Source organism: Streptomyces sp. NBC_01306 (assembly GCF_026340465.1).
In the GTDB taxonomy this organism is placed as follows: Bacteria; Actinomycetota; Actinomycetes; order Streptomycetales; family Streptomycetaceae; genus Streptomyces.
Window position 1 is genome coordinate 5,535,211 of the sequence record NZ_JAPEPC010000001.1, and the last position, 18,294, is coordinate 5,553,504.

12 protein-coding genes and 4 pseudogenes are annotated in these 18,294 nt (G+C 67.5%); 8 read left to right on the forward strand and 8 right to left on the reverse strand.

The features are described from left to right. Positions 1-14 precede the first annotated feature (14 nt). Both OG385_RS24440 and OG385_RS24445 read left to right on the forward strand, forming a co-directional pair. Positions 15-1,763 (forward strand): complex I subunit 5 family protein, encoded by a 1,749-nt coding sequence (locus tag OG385_RS24440; RefSeq protein WP_266861138.1) that lies wholly within the window; start codon positions 15-17, stop codon positions 1,761-1,763. Positions 1,764-2,034: 271 nt separating this feature from the next. Continuing rightward, complete coding sequence (locus tag OG385_RS24445; protein ID WP_266857663.1) at positions 2,035-3,396, forward strand: glutamine synthetase family protein; 1,362 nt, start codon at positions 2,035-2,037, stop codon at positions 3,394-3,396. A 78-nt stretch (positions 3,397-3,474) separates the two neighbouring features. Here the strand turns inward: OG385_RS24445 and OG385_RS24450 are convergent, their stop codons facing one another. From OG385_RS24450 to OG385_RS24460, 3 genes and pseudogenes are all read right to left on the reverse strand, one after another. Continuing rightward, positions 3,475-4,764 carry a site-specific integrase gene (locus tag OG385_RS24450; RefSeq protein ID WP_266857664.1) on the reverse strand — a complete coding sequence of 430 codons (1,290 nt, stop codon included), beginning with the start codon at positions 4,762-4,764 and terminating at the stop codon, positions 3,475-3,477. Between the two features lie 87 nt (positions 4,765-4,851). Further along, positions 4,852-5,097, reverse strand: coding sequence for a helix-turn-helix domain-containing protein (locus tag OG385_RS24455; protein ID WP_266857666.1), 246 nt, complete (start codon positions 5,095-5,097; stop codon positions 4,852-4,854). 474 nt (positions 5,098-5,571) lie between these two features. Further along, positions 5,572-6,027, reverse strand: a pseudogene (locus OG385_RS24460) (ATP-binding protein); the annotation flags it as partial. Positions 6,028-6,440: 413 nt separating this feature from the next. Between OG385_RS24460 and OG385_RS24465 the strand changes: the two are divergent. After that, on the forward strand, positions 6,441-7,253 hold the full coding sequence (locus OG385_RS24465; RefSeq protein WP_266857667.1) for a hypothetical protein: 813 nt from the start codon (positions 6,441-6,443) through the stop codon (positions 7,251-7,253). On the opposite strand, the gene OG385_RS24470 is transcribed toward OG385_RS24465, so the two are convergent. Continuing rightward, entirely contained in the window at positions 7,246-8,616 is a 1,371-nt protein-coding gene (locus OG385_RS24470) for a hypothetical protein (RefSeq protein ID WP_266857669.1), read from the reverse strand. The genes OG385_RS24465 and OG385_RS24470 overlap by 8 nt on opposite strands. Positions 8,617-8,619: 3 nt before the next feature. Then, a complete protein-coding gene (locus tag OG385_RS24475; protein WP_266857671.1) occupies positions 8,620-9,438 on the reverse strand; it encodes a serine/threonine-protein kinase in 819 nt (272 codons plus the stop codon). Positions 9,439-9,820: 382 nt separating this feature from the next. Here OG385_RS24475 and OG385_RS24480 point away from each other — a divergent pair, with 382 nt between their 5' ends. Then, positions 9,821-10,411: a hypothetical protein gene (locus tag OG385_RS24480; protein WP_266857672.1), complete on the forward strand. Its 591-nt coding sequence runs from the start codon at positions 9,821-9,823 to the stop codon at positions 10,409-10,411. A gap of 371 nt (positions 10,412-10,782) precedes the next feature. Here OG385_RS24480 and OG385_RS24485 read toward each other — a convergent pair. Continuing rightward, positions 10,783-11,330, reverse strand: a pseudogene (locus OG385_RS24485) (GNAT family N-acetyltransferase); the annotation flags it as partial. A 346-nt stretch (positions 11,331-11,676) separates the two neighbouring features. Here OG385_RS24485 and OG385_RS24490 point away from each other — a divergent pair. Next, positions 11,677-12,510, forward strand: a complete 834-nt coding sequence (locus tag OG385_RS24490; RefSeq protein WP_266857674.1) for an NAD(P)H-binding protein — start codon at positions 11,677-11,679, stop codon at positions 12,508-12,510. A 193-nt stretch (positions 12,511-12,703) separates the two neighbouring features. Here OG385_RS24490 and OG385_RS24495 read toward each other — a convergent pair whose 3' ends face one another. Both OG385_RS24495 and OG385_RS24500 read right to left on the reverse strand, forming a co-directional pair. After that, a complete protein-coding gene (locus OG385_RS24495; protein ID WP_266857676.1) occupies positions 12,704-13,306 on the reverse strand; it encodes a DUF6262 family protein in 603 nt (200 codons plus the stop codon). Beyond that, positions 13,303-13,702: pseudogene (locus OG385_RS24500) on the reverse strand (site-specific integrase); the annotation flags it as partial. The pseudogene OG385_RS24500 and the gene OG385_RS24495, both read right to left, overlap by 4 nt. A 23-nt stretch (positions 13,703-13,725) precedes the next feature. On the opposite strand from OG385_RS24500, the pseudogene OG385_RS37400 reads away from it, so the two are divergent. The 3 genes and pseudogenes from OG385_RS37400 to OG385_RS24515 form a co-directional block, all read left to right on the forward strand. Then, positions 13,726-13,986 (forward strand): annotated as a pseudogene (locus OG385_RS37400) (phosphate ABC transporter substrate-binding protein, PhoT family); the annotation flags it as partial. Between the two features lie 308 nt (positions 13,987-14,294). After that, the gene (locus OG385_RS24510) at positions 14,295-15,050 is read left to right on the forward strand and encodes a hypothetical protein (RefSeq protein WP_266857680.1); all 756 of its coding nucleotides are present in this window, start codon (positions 14,295-14,297) and stop codon (positions 15,048-15,050) included. A 222-nt stretch (positions 15,051-15,272) separates the two neighbouring features. Continuing rightward, complete coding sequence (locus OG385_RS24515) at positions 15,273-18,278, forward strand: bifunctional [glutamine synthetase] adenylyltransferase/[glutamine synthetase]-adenylyl-L-tyrosine phosphorylase (protein ID WP_266857681.1); 3,006 nt, start codon at positions 15,273-15,275, stop codon at positions 18,276-18,278. Positions 18,279-18,294 lie beyond the last annotated feature (16 nt).

The window sequence follows — 18,294 nt, forward strand, 5'->3', positions numbered from 1 at the left end:
ACGGGTCCGGGCAGCTGAACCAGCTGCTGCCGCTGATCGTGGCGCTCCCGCTCGCCGGGGCCGTCGCCCTGGTCGCCGCCGGCCGCAGGCTGCCCAGGTCCGCCGCCGAAGTGATCGCCGCCGCCTTCGCCGCGGGCACCGCGGCGCTCTCCGCCGTCCAGCTCGCGGGCGGCACGGACCACGCAGCCGAATGGGTCGGCGGCTGGACCCCGGAGCACGGGCAGAGCGTCGGCATCGTCCTCACCGGCGACCCGCTCGCGCTGGGCATCGCCACGCTGATCTCCCTGCTCGTCGTCGCCGTACTCGCCTACTCCTGGCGGTACTTCGACGAGCCACCGCTGCGGCACGCCGGGGCGTTCCCCGCGCTCGTCCTGCTCTTCCAGGCAGGAATGTGCGGCTTCGTGCTCACCGGGGACCTCTTCAACGCCTTCGTCTTCTTCGAGCTGATGAGCGTGGTCGCCTATGCGCTCACCGGCTACCGGGTCGAGGAGGCGAAAGCGGTCCAGGGCGCCCTCACCTTCGGCATCGTCAACTCGCTCGGCGCGTACGCCACGCTCACCGGGATCGTGCTGCTCTACGCACGGACCGGTGAACTCGGTATGCGGGCCATCGGGCGCCGCCTGGACGAGCAGGGCGGACCGGACGCCCTCGTCCTCACCGCCTTCGTCCTCATCCTCACCGGGCTGCTCGTCAAAGCGGCCGCCGTCCCCTTCCACTTCTGGCTTCCCGACGCGCACGCGGTCGCCCCCACCCCGGTCTGCATGCTGCTCTCCGGTGTGATGGTCGAGCTCGGGGTGTACGGGACGGGGCGGGTCTACTGGACGGTCTTCGGCGGCCCGGGCGGCGTCCCGGCGCACGACGCCGAGCGGGCCCTGGTGACCCTCGGCGTACTGACCGCCCTGGTCGGGGCGGTCATGTGCTGGTACCAGCGCCATCTCAAACGCCTGCTCGCCTTCTCGACCGTCGCGCACACCGGCCTCTTCCTCGTCGGCCTCGGACTGCTCACCCCGCAGGCGTCTGCGGGCGTCGCGCTGTACGTGCTGGGGCACGCGGGTGTGAAGGCGGCGCTCTTCGCCTGCGCCGGGATCCTCCTCGACCGTTACGGCTCCATCGACGAGCACGAACTGCACGGCCGGGCGCGTGGACTCCCGTTCGTCGGTGTGCTGTTCACGGCCGGCGGTCTCGCACTCGCGGGGCTGCCGCCGTTCGGCACGGCCCTGGGCAAGGCGGTCATCGAGGAGTCGGCAGGCATCCCCCTCACGGTGCTCTGCGTCGCGGTGTCGGTGCTCACCGGGGGAGCGGTACTGCGCGTCGCCGCGCGGGTCTTCGGCGGGTTCGGCAGGCCCCCGGAGGAGAGCCGCCGGTACGAGACGAGCGGTGAGCACGAGGAGCCCGAGACCGGCGACCGGCCGCTGTCCCGCGTCCCCGACACCATGCTCGCGGTGCCGGCGGTGCTGCTCGCCGGGGCACTGGCCGCCGGTGTGGTGCCGGGCATCGCCGGCGCGGTCGGCCACGCGCTGGACGAGGCGATGCCGGGGAAGGCGGACCACGGGCCCGCGTGGTCGGCTGCCGGAGTGCTCCTGGGACTGCTGTCCACGGTGCTCGCGGCGGCCCTGGCCACCGTGGCCGTGCGCCGGCCGGACCGTCTCGGCGGCCCCGACCGGTTCCGGCCACTGCGCCGGCTCCACTCGGGGCACGTCGGTGACTACGTCGCGTGGCTGGTCGCGGGGGCGTCCCTGCTGGGCGCGCTGGTCCGCTGGTAGCCGGCCGGCGGCCCGCACAACATCAACACCGTACGCGGGTGTTCGACGTGGTCGCCGCCCTCGCGGGGGCCGTCCGGGAGGGCGGCGACCCTGACTCGTTCACGGCCCCCACGTGACTCACAATGGAGGCTGCGGTACACCCGAACGGGGTCAGATGTTCGGACGAGGGTTCGCAACATGCTGGAAATCGTGTGGTGGGATGCTCATGAGCCCCGGTGACTCCGGAGGCGTGGGAGCAGGTGGCTGACCAGCAAGGATAGGTAGGAACGGTATGGATAAACAGCAGGAATTCGTACTCCGTACGCTGGAGGAGCGCGACATCCGCTTTGTGCGCCTGTGGTTCACCGACGTCCTCGGGTTCCTGAAGTCGGTCGCCGTGGCACCCGCCGAGCTGGAGCAGGCCTTCGACGAGGGCATCGGTTTCGACGGATCGGCCATCGAGGGATTCGCGCGGGTCTACGAGTCCGACATGATCGCCAAGCCGGACCCCAGTACCTTCCAGATCCTGCCGTGGCGCGCGGAGGCTCCCGGTACCGCCCGGATGTTCTGCGACATCCTGATGCCGGACGGCTCCCCGTCCTTCGCCGACCCCCGCTATGTGCTGAAGCGGATCCTGGCCAAGACCTCCGACCTGGGCTTCACCTTCTACACCCACCCGGAGATCGAGTTCTACCTCCTGAAGGACAAGCCGCTCGACGGCACCCGCCCCACCCCAGCCGACAACTCCGGCTACTTCGACCACACTCCGCAGAACGTCGGCATGGACTTCCGCCGCCAGGCGATCACCATGCTCGAATCCATGGGCATCTCGGTCGAGTTCAGCCACCACGAGGGCGCACCGGGACAGCAGGAGATCGATCTCCGGTACGCCGACGCGCTGTCGACCGCCGACAACATCATGACCTTCCGGCTGGTCATGAAGCAGGTCGCGCTGGAGCAGGGGGTGCAGGCCACCTTCATGCCGAAGCCGTTCAGCGAGTACCCGGGCTCGGGCATGCACACCCACCTCTCCCTCTTCGAGGGCGACCGCAACGCCTTCTACGAGTCGGGCTCCGAGTACCAGCTCTCCAAGGTGGGCCGGTCCTTCATCGCGGGCCTGCTGACGCACGCCGCAGAGGTCTGCGCGGTCACCAACCAGTGGGTCAACTCCTACAAGCGGATCTGGGGCGGCTCGGCGCGCAGCGCGGGGGCGGGCGGCGAGGCCCCCTCGTACATCTGCTGGGGGCACAACAACCGCTCCGCGCTGATCCGCGTCCCCATGTACAAGCCGGGCAAGACCGGCTCGGCGCGGGTCGAGGTCCGCTCCATCGACTCCGGGGCCAACCCGTACCTGACCTACGCGCTGCTGCTCGCGGCGGGGCTCAAGGGCGTCGAGGAGAACTACGAACTCCCGGCCGGCGCCGACGACGACGTGTGGGCGCTCTCCGACTCGGAGCGCCGCGCGATGGGCATCGAGCCGCTGCCGCAGAACCTGGGCGAGGCGATCGAACTGATGGAGCGCAGCGAACTGGTCGCCGAGACGCTCGGCGAGCATGTCTTCGACTTCTTCCTGCGCAACAAGAAGCAGGAGTGGGAGGAGTACCGCTCCGAGGTGACGGCCTTCGAGCTGAGGAAGAATCTGCCGGTGCTTTAAGCGCAGGTCAGAGCGCTTTTCGCCTGTCGCTCGGAAGGGGCTCACGGTCTTGGACCGTGGGCCCCTTCGGCGGTCTGGCTAGCCCTGGGCCGTCTGTGGGCCGTCCGGCGGCGAACCGGGCCGCTGAAACACGGAATCCACGGCCTTGCGGCTACGGCCCTCGCTACTCGGGAGCAGGTGCGTGTACACGCGGAGCGTGAAGCCGGGGTCCGTGTGCCCGAGGTAGGTACTCAGAGCCTTGATGTTCTCGCCCGCGTCCAGGAGCACGGACGCGTAGAAGTGCCTGAGCGCGTGCATGCCGTGCTCGCGGGCCGCCTGGTGTCGTTCGCCAGGCTTGGGCTTGGGGATGACGCCGGCCGTCACGAGAGCGGGCTTCCAGAACCGCGTGTTGAAGTCCGTACGCCGCACTGCGCCGTCGCCGTCGGGGCGGACGAACAAGAGCCGCTTGGTGAGCAGCTCGCCATCGGGGCGCAGCCACGGCAGCGTGACTTCGACGGGTGGATGGGCGTCCATATGCTCCTTGAGGGCATGCGCGACGGAATCGGCGAGTGGTACGTCGCGCTCCTTGTTGCGCTTCGGTGGCGCGAAGACGAGCCGTCCTTCCGCGACCTTCACTTGGTATCCGACGTGCAGCCAGCCGGTATCGAACCCGATCTCGTCGACCGGAAGGCCGAAGATCTCGCCTTGCCTCAGGCCGCATCCCGCGCCCAGGTCGACGGTCGCCCGGTACTGCTCGGGGAGCGCGGCGCGCACGGCGAACGTGCGCTCCGTGGTCCACGGGACAACACGGCGGTTGTTCGGGCCAGGCGCGCGGACGGTGCTCGCCTTGCAGGGATTTCGGTGCAGGTGGTCATCCTCCACGGCTGCCGTGAACACAGCCGAGACGCTCGCGAAGATGACACGGCGGTACGACGATGCGGGTACTGCTCGTTCCAGCTCTGCGAGCCACTCTCGAATGTGCTCCGGCTTGCAAGAACCGAGTGGACGCGTCCCCAGGTAGGGGATGGCGTGGCGCCTGACCTGAACGGATACGGGCTCACGAGTAGTCGCATCGGTCGTCTGCGACTTGAGCCACTTCTCGGCGTACTGGCGGAACGTGGTTCGGCTCGCTTTGGGATCGACGTACCGGCCGCTGTCCATGTCGGCCTCGATCTTCGTCAGCCACTTCTCGGCAAGTCGCTTCTTGCCGTCAGGGAAGCTCTGGGATTTCTCGGTTCCGTCGGGGCCGATGTAGCGGGCCCGGTAGCGCATGCCGGTGCCGTGGCGGTCGGACCTGACGCGGCGGGGCTTGCCGTCGCTGCCGAGGACGGGGTTCCCGTCGTCGTCGGTCTCGGTCTTGAACCAGCGGTCTTGGATGTGGCCTGCCATGTGGCGCGGTCCCTTCTCGACAGCACGCTGGGAGGGCCACGGGGTGGCCCTCCCAGGGGAGTTGAACAGCGGATTCGACTGGTGGTGTCAGGCGGTGTCGGCGTCCACGCGGCGCAGTTCGGTGACGTAGGTCTGCACGTCGGCGGGGTCGTAGCGCAGGTGCTTGCCGATGCGGAAGCCGGGAGGGCCGGTGCGCTTCTTGCGCCACTGGTAGACGGTTTCGAGCGGGACGCCGAACATCGCGGCGATGTCGTCGGGGGTGAGGTACCGGTCGGGCAGGCCGCCGCGCAGAGTGGCGCGGGGGTCGGGTGGAGTGGAACGGGTTCGGCTCATGGCGTCCTCGGGAGTTGAGCCGCGGTGCACGTGAATTGGAGGCGCGTGTGTCCGAGGTTGGGATTTCTGCGTCATCGCGTCATGTCCGTCACGAATGGCCACTGACCTGCTGTTTTGGCGTGACGCAGGGGTGCGGCGGCGCGTCATCGGTGACACAGGGGTGCTGTCGCGGGATGACGCAGGTGACGCACGATGACGCAGCGATTTGCCGTCTGCGTCACCTTGAAGCAGCAGGTCAGGGGCCGTTTTTCCGCCGTGGTGACGGGGGTGACGCAGGGTCTCTTTCCTTCGGACAAAGAGAGGGGGTGTCTGTTGGTAGTGCGCGGCTCTCACGAGCGAAAAGCGAAGGGCGTAGAAGGAGCCGCTTCGCGGCACGTCCTCGGGCGGCGGCAAGCCGCCGAACAGCAAGAAGAGCACTCTGCGCGGCGCCGGGTGCTCTTCTTTCTTGTTCAAGGGCGGCCCTGTCGCCGCAGGTCAGAACACCTGCACCTGCACCTGCTCGGGCTCAGGCGGCGCCGGCCGACGGCTCATCTCGATGTAGCGGGCCGAGCTGGTACGGCCCCAATCGACGAACACGCCCCGCGCGGCCAGCGTCGGCTGAAGCCGCTTGAGCCGGTCGGAGAGCACCTTGCCGGTGGTCGGCCACCCCTTGGGCATCGGACGGCAGTCCTCGCCGCTGTAGAGCCGCGTGAGGGCCGACAGCCAGTCAGCCGACGACATCCGTTGATCGCGGCCCGGCTCGATGGTGGCGGCGTGCTGAAGGACGGTCTGCGCGAGCAGGTCGCCCTCGATCACGTCGTCGTTGAGGTCGTCCAGGCTGCGCCGGTACGCGCTCAGCGCCCCGAACCCGGTGGCCGCATCGAGCTGCGCGCACAGGTGCGCGAAGTCCGCCATGCGCAAGTCGGTCGGGATCTCGGCCTGCGCGGCGCGCCCTTCGCTGGCCGAAGAGGTCCTGAGGGCTGGAACGGACTTTGACGGCACCGAGCGCTCACCGATGCGTAACTCTGAAGCCCGCGTCACGTTGGGGGTCACGGCAGCGCGAGAGGGCGACTTGGAGCAAGCCCTGACGATGGGGGGTCGTGCTCTCGAAGGTGACCGTCAGTCCGTGCCGTCGCTCATCATGACCAGCCGCGAACTGGCTGCCGAGATGAAACGGCGATATGCCTCAGAACCATCCGCACAGGAGTACCTGTCTCGGCTGAACACTCTCGGACGGGCGGCACCCGGATTTCTGCCACAGTGAGTTGCTCAGCAGTCCGAACCTAGAGGAGCAAGCTGAGGATCACTGTCAGTCCCGTCTCGTACGATACGTGGTCTGGTAGCCAACTTTGAGGAGGGGTCGCATGACTACTTTCAAGCGTGAAGCAGACATGCTGCACCCCATCACCACTAGTCGATATAAGTTCACATCTCCCAGGACCCCTTGGGAGCACTTCTACGAGATCCAGACGCCAAAGGGCGTAGCGGACATCATCTTTGCAGTGTTCGACAAGGGTGTCGTCGACGACCGAAAAAGGTGGGGAGTCCACCCGATTCAGTCAAAGTCGGCCATTGATGTCTTATCGCTTCTGACTGCAACAAAGAAAAAGAACGAGGCAGGTAAGCCCGCACCTTCTTCGCTTTCAACGTCAGAGGTTGCCCAAAAAACGCTCACCTCTGCCTCACACCTAAGTCAGCAACTATTCCCCAAGCTCATCGAATACGGCTGGGTCGAGCGGACAGGAAGAGGTCAATGGCAGGCCAAACATCTCTATGAGTGTCCCGCCACAAGCATCTACGCCATCGAAGTCAAGCGCACCGACTGGCAACGGGCGCTCAGTCAAGCCGCCTCGCATACAAAGTTCACCAACAAGACCTTTCTAGCGCTGGACTCCGAACGTCTCCCCAAGGCTCAAAGTGCACTACGTGTTGCACTTGAGCACGCAGGCGTCGGGCTATTCGCTGTATCTGCGAATGAACTGGAAGACCCACTGACGGTGATCGCTAATCCGCCACGCAAGTCACCGCGTAACAGCGAGCGTTCAGTCGTGTCAGAACGCCTCCTTGCTGTCCGCAACTCGGGTGGCAATTCGGGGTTCTGGGGGCACGTCTTCGGTAGGATCGTCACCACAAGCAGCGGCGACGATCCTCGGAAGTCTATGTTGCTTCTTAACTGAGCCGGTCCAGCCAGAGATCTAGATGCTTGGGATCGTTCGCACCACTGAGCGGAACGATCGCCGACGCTGAATCCCTGAAGTCTCTGGCGCCGCGGGCGATAGCTCGCGTTCCTGCTCTTCTTCCCCGGGAATAATCCGATGCTTCAGCCACAGCATCGGCCACGGTCGCAAGATAGTGCGCGCCGGCCCTAGCCTTATCCCACAGGCCGGGAGTTTGAGCACGGCAAAATTCGCAGCCGCATACACTCTGCCCTGGCAACGCCGACAGGCGAGAGTCGGTGTCTACATCGACGACGTGCAACAAGCTACGCCGAAACGTCCTGTTGGTTGGCGCCGGCCGTGGAGTTGTACGCTTAATCTTGATGACTTTTGTGTCAGCGAATGCGCGCTCGCCTGACCCGATTCCCGTAGAGAAGCCGCTGGCCCCCCAAGCAAGCGCGGCCCAGCCGGTCAGTGCAGTGTTCGGGAGAATCAAGAACTTGTCGTTCTCCTCGCAGACACTAGCCAGCTCAACGTAACCGTCTAGGATTTCTGGCGAGGCCAACTGGCCATAGGGTTGCGCCAGAAGAGGCCAACGCACCCGGACGTAGAAGACCTCTTCGTCCATGTCCAGCAGCTCAGCCAAAAGTGAATCCCGCAACCGCTCAGTGGTCAACCAGGTGTACGGGATGGTCACATTGACTGCCAGATTCTCGTAGTCACGCGTTTCCGCGCGCGCCCAGGACACGCAGTCCCTCAGAACCCGCAGACTCTCCGCACGGTCCGCAGGGTTCAACCACAGGCCCGGCGTTAGAAACACCGTTGCGCCCTGCTCGCGCTGGACTCGAATGACATCCGCGACCCAATCGGCAGTCCATCCCGAGGAGAGATTGCGATGGAAGTAGGGCCACTTGGTCGATGTCGAGGGACCGGCAAAGGGCTTGCCATCCCGCTGATCTGCAAGGACCGCTCCATAGGAGTCCGGTCTGGCGAAACACTCTGGGTCAGCGATCTGGACAGGAGCAATCTCCGTATTCCGAAAGAACGTAGGGATGCCGGATGCCCCACTTGGCCGCATGCGCGGGATCGGGGCAACAACGCCCAGGTTGAGCGAGGAGTTATGTGCGGTGTTGATATGGTTTAGCGCAGCCGGGATCAACGCCGCATGCTGATGACTCCGCTGGATCAGGAATAGCGGCTTACCCCCCTGAAGACACTCCTTCGCTTCGGCGAAGCGTTCCTCTTCGATAATATCGCCGAATGCTTCTGTGTCAGCTTCTGCCTCGCTGTCCCAACCGAAGAAATCCTCATCGATTGTTTCAGCATCTGACGCCTCGGCATTCGCCGTGTCGACAACAAAGTGCAGCTCGTCATCGCGTTCCATGTGCTACTCCCCCTTGATGCGAAGGATGGCCTTCGCTACCGTACCCCTCTTATGCGGTTGTTCAGAAAGACAGCGATCAATCAGATCGGAAACAGTAACTGGCACATGTTCCGGAAGAGCAGGTTTGTTCTTGATGCGCTCAAAGAACGTGTCCCAGGAGAGCGTCTCTCCGGGTGCCACGTATGGATGTGTTCCGGTAGCCGCCTCGTAGAGCACGACACCTACAGCCCAGAGATCGCTGGCCTTTAGGGCCCTATCACCTCGAAGTTGCTCAGGCGCCATGTACATCGGTGTCCCAATCGCCTGCGGGTAGCGAGTGATGGACTCCACGTCCATTAGTTTGGCCAGACCCAAATCCAAGACCACAGGGTGGGAATAGTCCCCTCTCCGGAGAGCGATATTGGCTGGCTTCAGGTCTCGATGCAGGAGATTCGCCGCGTGGATGGCGGATATGCCTTGAAGTAGCCCGCTCGCCAGGTTGACTAGCTGATCCCCGGTCGGGCGCCCATTCGGGATCGCCTCAGCCAGGTCGCCGCCCTCGATATACTCGAAAACGAGATTAGCCCTGCGTTTCCCCGCGATCTCCAGGTACATGACGTTGTCGAGGCGTACGACATTCTCAGACGCTACTCGTCGGTAGCTTTCGATCTCACGACGCAGCCGCTCAAGATCCGCATCGTCGCGATAGATGATCTTGTACGCCGCGTCCTTGCCGCCGGTGACGACTCTCCATGTCTCCCCGAAAGTGCCCGTGCCGAGATACGACACGGAAGAAGTGCCAGCCGCTCCCTCGATGTCGGTAGCAGAGAACTGTTGCTCCATCGGTTCACCCCCTTGCACGCTTTGGCATATGACGCTCTGACAGGTTATACGGCAGTCGGGCGCACGGATAAAGCGTCAGAGAAGATGATCCGCATCGGGCCATGAGTGGGCATCGGTTAAGCCGGGGGCCAAACAGGGCGCCAAGCAGCCGCCGCTGCCAGGGTTGTCTCGGACAGTCGTGGACTGCGCTGGAGCCGTACGGGCAGGTCAACACACTCAAACTAAGGTCACGGAGGGCTCGGTCGCGTTCTGGTTGGAGTAGTCGCGCGTTCCGCATGGCTCGCGTTGACGAGCCACTTCGGCTGGAATCACTTGCGTCGAAGATCGCCTTCGCGGGCATGCTGGCTGGGTCGAGCATCAGACGGAACCCCAGGGGGACGGCGTGATCGTGAACCGGTACTTCGGCAGCAAGCAGCCTGATGAGTACGACGAGTTGGAGCAGCACCTCGTTCAGGACCTCAACGCCCCACTCGACTGGCCCGAGGGGGACGGTCTCACCGTCAGCCAGGTCGCCCAAATCGCCTCTGCCGCAACCTGCGACTCCGCGTACAGCCGAGCGGCCAATGGCCACTTGATCGACCTGTTCGCAGCGCTCCCGTTGCCGGGCACCCCGGATGGGAGCGCCTTCTGGAGGCGCATCCTCGACGCCGCAGATGAGGCCGCTTGGAACATCGTCCCGGCCAACATGGGGGGTCCCTTCTTCGACCGTATCCACGAAGGCAACGAAGGCGGCATCGCGTCGCGCGTCCTGAGCTTCCTGGAGGAACTGACGCCGTCTCAGCGTGCTGACGTCGCGGAGGTCATCGGCTCGTCCTTGGACAAAAGCACTGTTGGAGTCAGCGGGCGGTACGGCGGCGAACTGTGGCTGCGGGATGCAGAGATGAGCGCGTGGCGCGTCGCTCTAGCCAGTCGGCGGGAGTTCGAGGCGGCGCAGGACCGCGAGCGGTTCTTCGAAGCGTGGCGCAACGCGTGACCATTTGCGGTCGGCCTGTCCAACGCGTGCCGATGGCAGATCGGCCGGCCGCGCCGGGGGTCGTCACCGGGCCGTCGCTGGGCCGTCAGAGGGCGGCCCGCAGCGACCACCAACGACCACCAATGGCCGCCGCGCCGCAGGTCAGAAGGGAGCCGGGTTAGATCGCGGCAGGCCGCCACAGAGGCTCATCAATTCCTGCGCAACAAGAAGCAGGAGTGGGAGGAGTACCGCAGCGAGGTCACCGCCTTCGAGCTGCGGAAGAACCTGCCGGTGCTGTAGGGGCAGGTCAGCGAGGGTTTCCCGCTCGGTTTTCGTTCCCGGGCCCGCACTTCGCAGGTGCGGGCCCGGAAGGCCGGATCCGGCGGCCATACCCGGGTGATGTGGCTGAAGCCGAGGGAGGTCAGTCCTCCGGCCTGACACAGCCGGTCGGAGGGGCCGCTGACCTCGGTCTGGAGGAGTTGGTAGGCAGCGCCGTGGGACTGGCCCCAGTGCATCGCGGCCCGCCACAGCATCCGGCCCAGCCCCCGCACCCCGGGCAGGACGGCGAAGTACTGGGGCATGAGCTGGGGGCATCCGATGGCATCGGGGCGTACTTCCATGGGGCCGATCGCGCCCACCATGCAGTCTTCGACGGAGGCAGCGAGGACCGGGCCGCACCGGCCGGCCTGCATCTGGGTGTGAAGGAAGGCCAAACCATCGCCCGCCATGGCCTCGGCGAACGGAACGAAGGTCTCCTGCACGGTGGTCGGCCAGTCGGTGACCGGGCGGACCGGGCCGCCGGGGTCGGGGCAGGAACGGGCCGTGAAGTCCTGGAGCTGGATGCGAGGTCGACGGTGAGCGCGTGCGGGTGGACGGGACCGAGAGTCGGCACGATCGGCGCGGTCAGTACGGACCGGAGCCAGTCCCAGCGGAAGAACATGAGCGGCACCCTGAGGGGCGGCCGGTCGGGGTTCGGGCCCCGGCGTGAACGAACCGGGGCCTGGACGGAATCGACCGGGCCGTGTCGGTCAGTGGGGGTTGTCGTCACCGGCGTCGCAGGAGCACTCCGCGCTCTCCACGACGTCATCCAGGCTGCCCCTTGGCTGTAGCCCTCAACGGGTGTCGCTTGTCGACGAGTTCGGATGGCAGTGGAGGGTCTGCGCGCTTCTGGATACCAGTGAGTTCCGATGTCGCTCGACGAGCGTGCAGGCTTTCCTTGACCTGAAGTGCGATTGAGCTTTTAGCGTGTCCTCAAGTTGCTCACCTGCCGATGGGAGAACGCGCTCATGATCCTCGTGACCGGAGCCACCGGAAACATAGGAAGTGCACTGCTGGGGGAGTTGCACGCATGCGGTGCGGGGCCGCTGAGAGGGTTCACCCGTGACGCCTCACGGGCGGCGTTCCCCGCAGAGGTCGAGGCCATTGAGGGTGACTTCGCGGTGCAGGAGTCGTTGAAGCCCGCTCTGGGCGGGGTGCGCTCGCTGTTCCTGTTGTCGCGTGTGGGCCCGGACGCGAACATCCTCGCGGCAGCCCGTCGGGCGGGTGTGGAGCACGTGGTGCTGGTGTCGTCCATTACCGTCCAGACCCATCCGCACCTGGGCCCCGCCGGCGAGAACCTGGCGGTCGAGCGGCTACTCAAGGACAGTGGCATGGCCTGGACGATTCTGCGGCCGACGCAGTTCGCCTCGAACGCTCTGATGTGGGCGGCGTCGATCCGCGACCGTGAGGCGGTCCGCGCGCCGTATGCGGACACCGGGCTGCCCACGATCCACCCCGCGGACATCGCGTCGGTGGCGCGGGTTGCGCTGACCGAGCCCGGCCACCAGGGGCGGACGTATGCCCTGACCGGTCCGGAGCCGGTGACAGCCCGGCAGCAGGTCAAGGCCATCGCGGCAGCCCTCGGGCGGGAGGTGCCCTTCATCGAGATCAGCCGGCAGGAGGCCCATGCTCAGATGGCCGCGGTCTTCGGGCACGAGGCAGCGGATGCAGTGCTCGACGTCACGGGCGGAGACGTCAATGACGAGTTGCTCGCGGTGCGCGACACGGTTTCACAGGTCACCGGCTCGCCGGGCAGACCGTTCCGGCAGTGGGTTGCGGAGAATGCCAACATCTTCCGCTGAGACACCCGGCCGGTGAGAGCTGACATCCTGGCGCGGTGGTCGCGGCGGATCGGCCCATACAGATCAGCCTCGGATTTTGACAGGCGCATCGGTCGCCCGCACTCCCCAAGCGCCCTTCTGCCGGGGACAGTGCCTGCCGTTTTCCCATCTGCCAGGGGCGATTCTGTCCGGGCAGGTGAAGGCTGCCGGGTAGTCATGTGGACGACGTGGCCCCTTTGCTCTGGGTTTTGATCATCTGACGGAGGCTGGTGCGGGCGGCGGTGAGCTCGTCTTCGAGCTCGGTCACGCAGTGGGCGAGGCCGTTGGCCTCGGCGGTCTTGGTGGCGAGGAGTGCTTCCAACTCAACTTTGGAATGGTTGAGTTCATAGACTCTGGTGGTGAGATCGGCGGCGCCGATCTGGTCGAGTTGGTGGCCGAGGTGGAGGCGTGCGTTGCGCTGGAGCTGGTCGCGTTCCGTGCGAAGTTTGCGGATCTCCTCGCGGGCCAGTTCGAGATCGACGCGGAGGCTGATCGTGCTGGCCTGGTTGTCCCGCTTGGAGGGTCGAGGTGCGGTCTGTCCGCTGATGGCGGCCTCAACGTGTTCGCGCACGCCGTCGGCATAGGTGAGCCACGAAGAGACACCGGCGGTGCGAGCGACGGCAGCGTGAGTGATCTTCTCGCCGCTCTGCTGAAGCGACCGGATCGCTTCAAGGACGCGGGCTCGCTCGGCCCGGCTGTCCCGGCGGCGGGCTTCCTTCAGGACCTGCGCGGGAGTCCGGCTCTGCGCGCTCGGGTTCGTCGCCGGTGACTGGGTCACGAGGACCTCCGGTTGATCACTGTCAAGGGGAGGGCGGCGCGTCCGCGGCCGGCTCGCGCCTTTCGCAGAACGGCACTGGCCTCTTCGACCTCCTGGCGTTCCTCGGAGCCCATCGCGTCCAACTGCTTGCGCATCGCGCTCAGGACCTGCTGGAACGCGTCGATCTGGTCGCTGAGGTTGCGGGTGACGAATGGTCGGCGTCCATCGCCTCAGCGGTGAACCGGTCAGCCCGCAGCGAGTTGATGTGCTCCTCGATGGCCGGGAGGTAGGAAGGATCGGGCCGGTAGAAACGCAGCCCGCACACTGGAAGCGGATAGGACACGCGCTTCCGCCGGCTTTGACGTTGGACGGTTCGCGGCAGTTGCCGAACGGGACCGCGACGGAGCGAGCCTCGTGTCGACCAGGGCGTCAAGGTCCTCTCGCTCAGCGATCACGTCGGTGACGCCGCCTACGCCCCCACGTACGAGAACGTCGCCTCGGCCGCCTACCCGCTGAGCAGGGTTACGTACTTCAACGTCAACAAGCGGCCCGGGAAGCAGCTGGACCCGGTGATGGAGGAGCTGATCCGCTTCATCCTCAGCAAGCAGGGGCAGCACGTGGTGGCCGGACAGCAGGTCTTCCTTCCGCTGCGCTCCGGCCAGGCGACAGCCAGCCTCCGGGCACTGAACACCGCGCCCTGACGCCGTCCGCCGATGGCCGCCGCTGGATGGCGGCGACCACTCGGTCAGCGTGCTCTGTCCCGCGAGCGCCCACGAGGAGTCCCGCCCGGTCGTCCGACCGGGCGGGACTCCCCGCGTTCCCGGTGTGGCCGGGCCTGGCGAAGTGGCTCTTGGACTTTGGCAGGGCAGCACTTGTCTTTTCGTCACCAGCCGTTGACGAAGCGTCAGTTGGTGCGTGAACGTGCTTGTCCAAAGCCCTCGGTGAACAGAACCACTCACCAGGCTGCACAACGCCAGCAGTGAACTCCACCCCCACACAGGAGACACACATGCGGATGCGGCACCTGCTCACCACCGGAACACTGGCCACGGCGGCGGGCGCCGCCGTGCTGCTCATGGGGCCCGCGGCCCCCGTACAGGCCGCCGACACCGGGCAGACCCCCGGTACGTACGCCTACTGGAGCGCACCCTCCGACGTCACATCGGTCTCCATCCCGATGACGCTCCAGCACTCGCCCGGCAACTACAACGCCTACTGGTCGACCCAGTTCAACTTCGCCGGCAGCGGGGCCTCCGGTTACATGGGGTTCCAGACCCACCAGGACGGCGGCGGGATGTTCCTCGTCTCGATCTGGAACGGTACGGAGGCCACCGCGGGCGGCTCCGGCACCTACTGCCAGGACTTCGACGAGGGCGGCACCGGCAAGACCTGCCGGCTCGACCAGCGGCCCGTCGAAGGGCACCAGTACGCGATGGAGGCGGCGCAGCAGTCCGGCTCGTACTGGAAGTACTCCATCGTCGACAGGACCGCGGGCACCACCACGGTCCTCGGGAACATCAAGATCGACGGCGACCATCCGATGGCCGGATCCAGCTTCGACAGCTGGACCGAGTACTTCGACTGGAACAACCCCGCCACCGTCTGCGCCGACGCCAAGTACTCCAAGCTGCTGTTCGGCATCCCCACCACCAGTGCGGGCAAGGGCACTTACAACTCCTCCAGCCTCAGCGACACCTGCCAGTCCATCGCCAAGGTGACCCTGGACGCCTCCGGGGCGACGGAGGAGAACGGCATCGGGCAGTAGCCGGGCCCCCGACCGTCTGCCGCGGGACAAGCGCCACCCGCGGCACAAGCGCCACCCGCGGCACAAGCGGCACCCGCCGTCGGCCGGGTCCCCGGGGACCCGGCCGACCCCCGCAGTGCGATGCGGCAACGCCACCGCAGCCCGCTGCGACTACGCTCGGAACCGGACTTCGATCAACCGGTGTTCCGGCCAGCCGGGTGCCACGTGACGAGAGGCGGCAGCATGAGCGTGCCGGGACGCAGAGGCAGTACGTTCACCCGGCTGCTCCGGCACGGTTTCACCGACCCGGCGGCGGCCGAGCGGCTGCTCGACGCCCCCGAGCTGGCCTCCGTACGCGATGATTCCGTCCTGCTCGACGCGCTCGGTGCCACCGCCGACCCGGACCTCGCCCTGCTCGGGCTGGTCCGCATGGCCGAGTCCCAGGAGCCCGACGAGCGGCAGACGCTGCTGGACACGCTGATCGCGGCCAAGCCGCTGCGCGACCGGCTGCTCGGGGTGCTCGGCGCGTCCGAGGCGCTCGGCGACCACCTGGCGCGGCACCCGCACGACTGGCACGCCCTCGTCACGTACGAGACGGCCGATCTGCATCCCGGCGTTCCCGAGTTCGAGGAAGGGCTCGCCGGGGCTACCGACGCGGTGGAGCTGCGGATCGCCTACCGGCGGTGTCTGCTGGCCATCGCGGCCCGGGACGTCTGCGGTACGACCGACGTGCGGGAGGCCGCCGCCGAACTGGCCGACCTGGCAACCGCCACCCTGCGCGCCGCCCTCACCATCGCATCGGCCGCGGCCCCCGAGGACGCCGCGCTCTGCCGCCTCGCGGTCGTCGCGATGGGCAAGTGCGGCGGGCACGAGCTCAACTACGTGTCCGACGTGGACGTCATCTTCGTCGCGGAGCCCATCGAGCCCACCGGCATCGGCGAGAGCGCCGACGAGGCCGGGGCGATGCAGGCCGCCACCCGGCTCGCCGCACACCTCATGCGGATCTGCTCCGACACCAACATCGAGGGCACCATCTGGCCCGTCGACGCGAACCTGCGGCCCGAGGGGCGCAACGGACCGCTGGTCCGTACGCTCTCCAGCCATCTCGCGTACTACGACCGCTGGGCCAAGACCTGGGAGTTCCAGGCGCTCCTCAAGGCCCGTGCGGTCGCGGGCGACGCCGCGCTCGGTGTGGAGTACACCGAAGCGGTCGGGCCCCTGGTGTGGCAGGCGTCCGAGCGGGAGAACTTCGTCGCCGACGCCCAGAAGATGCGCCGCCGGGTCATCGACAACATCCCCCCGGACCTCGTCGACCGCGAACTGAAACTCGGGCCCGGCGGGCTGCGGGACGTGGAGTTCGCCGTCCAGCTGCTCCAGCTCGTACACGGCCGCAACGACGCGACCCTGCGCAGCGGCAACACCCTGGACGCCCTCGCGGCCCTGGCAGCCGGCGGCTACGTGGGCAGGACCGACGCGGCGCAGCTCGACGCGGCCTACCGCTTCCTGCGGGCCATGGAGCACCGGATCCAGCTGTACCGCCTCCGGCGCACCCACCTGGTGCCGGAGGACCCGGCGGACCTGCGCAGGCTCGGGCGCTCGCTGGGACTGCGCACCGAACCTGTCGCCGAACTCACCAGGCAGTGGAAGCGCCATGCGGCGGTCGTCAGGCGGCTGCACGAGAAGCTCTTCTACCGGCCGCTCCTGGACGCCGTCGCACAGCTGGCGCCCGGCGAGATCCGGCTCAGCCCCAGGGCGGCGGGCCAGCGCCTCGAAGCGCTCGGCTACGCGGACCCGGCCGGCGCCCTGCGGCATCTGGAGGCGCTCTCCTCCGGGGTCTCCAGGAAGGCCGCCATCCAGCGCACCCTGCTGCCCGTGCTGCTCGGCTGGTTCGCGGACTCCGCCGACCCGGACGCCGGGCTGCTCGGCTTCCGCAAGGTCTCCGACGCGCTGGGCAAGACCCCCTGGTACCTGCGGCTGCTGCGGGACGAGGGCGCCGCCGCCGAGAATCTCGCCCGGGTCCTCTCCGCCGGCCGGCTCGCCCCCGACCTGCTGCTGCGGGCCCCGGAGGCGGTCGCGCTGCTCGGTGCGCGCGGCGGGCTCGAACCGCGCCCTCGCGAGATCCTGGAGCAGGAGGTGCTGGCGGCCGTCGGCCGCGCCGAGACCCCCGAAGGCGCTGTCGCGTCCGCGCGCGGAGTGCGCCGCCGCGAACTGTTCCGTACCGCGGCTGCCGACCTGATCAGCTCGTACGGCACCGAGGAGAACCCCGCGGAATCCGATCCCGGGGCGCTGGTCGACCGGGTCGGCAACGCCGTCACCGATCTGAACGCCGCCACCATCGCGGGCGCGCTGCGGGCCGCCGTACGGGCGCAGTGGGGCGACACCCTGCCCACCCGGTTCGCGGTCATCGGCATGGGCCGCTTCGGCGGCCACGAGCTGAGCTACGGCTCGGACGCCGACGTGCTCTTCCTGCACGCGCCGCGGGACGGCGTGGACGACCAGGAGGCGGCCCGCGCCGCGAACGCCGTCGTCGCCGAGATGCGCAGGCTCCTCCAGCTGCCGACCGCCGACCCGCCACTGGTGATCGACGCGGACCTGCGCCCCGAGGGCAAGAGCGGCCCGACGGTGCGGACACTGGCCTCCTACGCCGCGTACTACCGGCGCTGGTCGCGCGTCTGGGAGAGCCAGGCGCTGCTGCGCGCCGAGCCGATGGCCGGCGACGCGGAGCTGGGCCGCGGCTTCATCGAGCTCGTCGACCCGCTGCGCTATCCCGTCGAGGGGCTCGGGGACGACGCCGTACGCGAGATCCGCCGTCTCAAGGCGCGAATGGAGTCCGAGCGGATGCCGCGCGGCGCCGACCCGACGCTCCACGCGAAGCTGGGCCGGGGCGGGCTCAGCGACGTGGAGTGGACCGTGCAGCTGCTGCAGATGCAGCACGGCTGGGAGGTGCCGGGGCTGCGGACCACCCGCACCCGGACCGCGCTCTCCGCCGCGCACGCCGCGGACCTGATCTCCACGGAGGACGCGCAGACGCTGGACGAGGCGTGGGTGCTGGCGTCGCGGGTGCGCAACGCGGTGATGCTGGTGCGGGGGAGGGCCGGTGACACGTTTCCCTCGGACGGGCGGGAGCTGGCCGCGATGGCGCGGTACCTGGGGTACGAGACGGGGCACGTGGGGGACATGCTGGACGACTACCGGCGCGCGACGAGGCGGGCCCGCGGGGTGATGGAGGAGCGGTTCTACGGGGCGTAGGTGCGCAGGGGGCGCC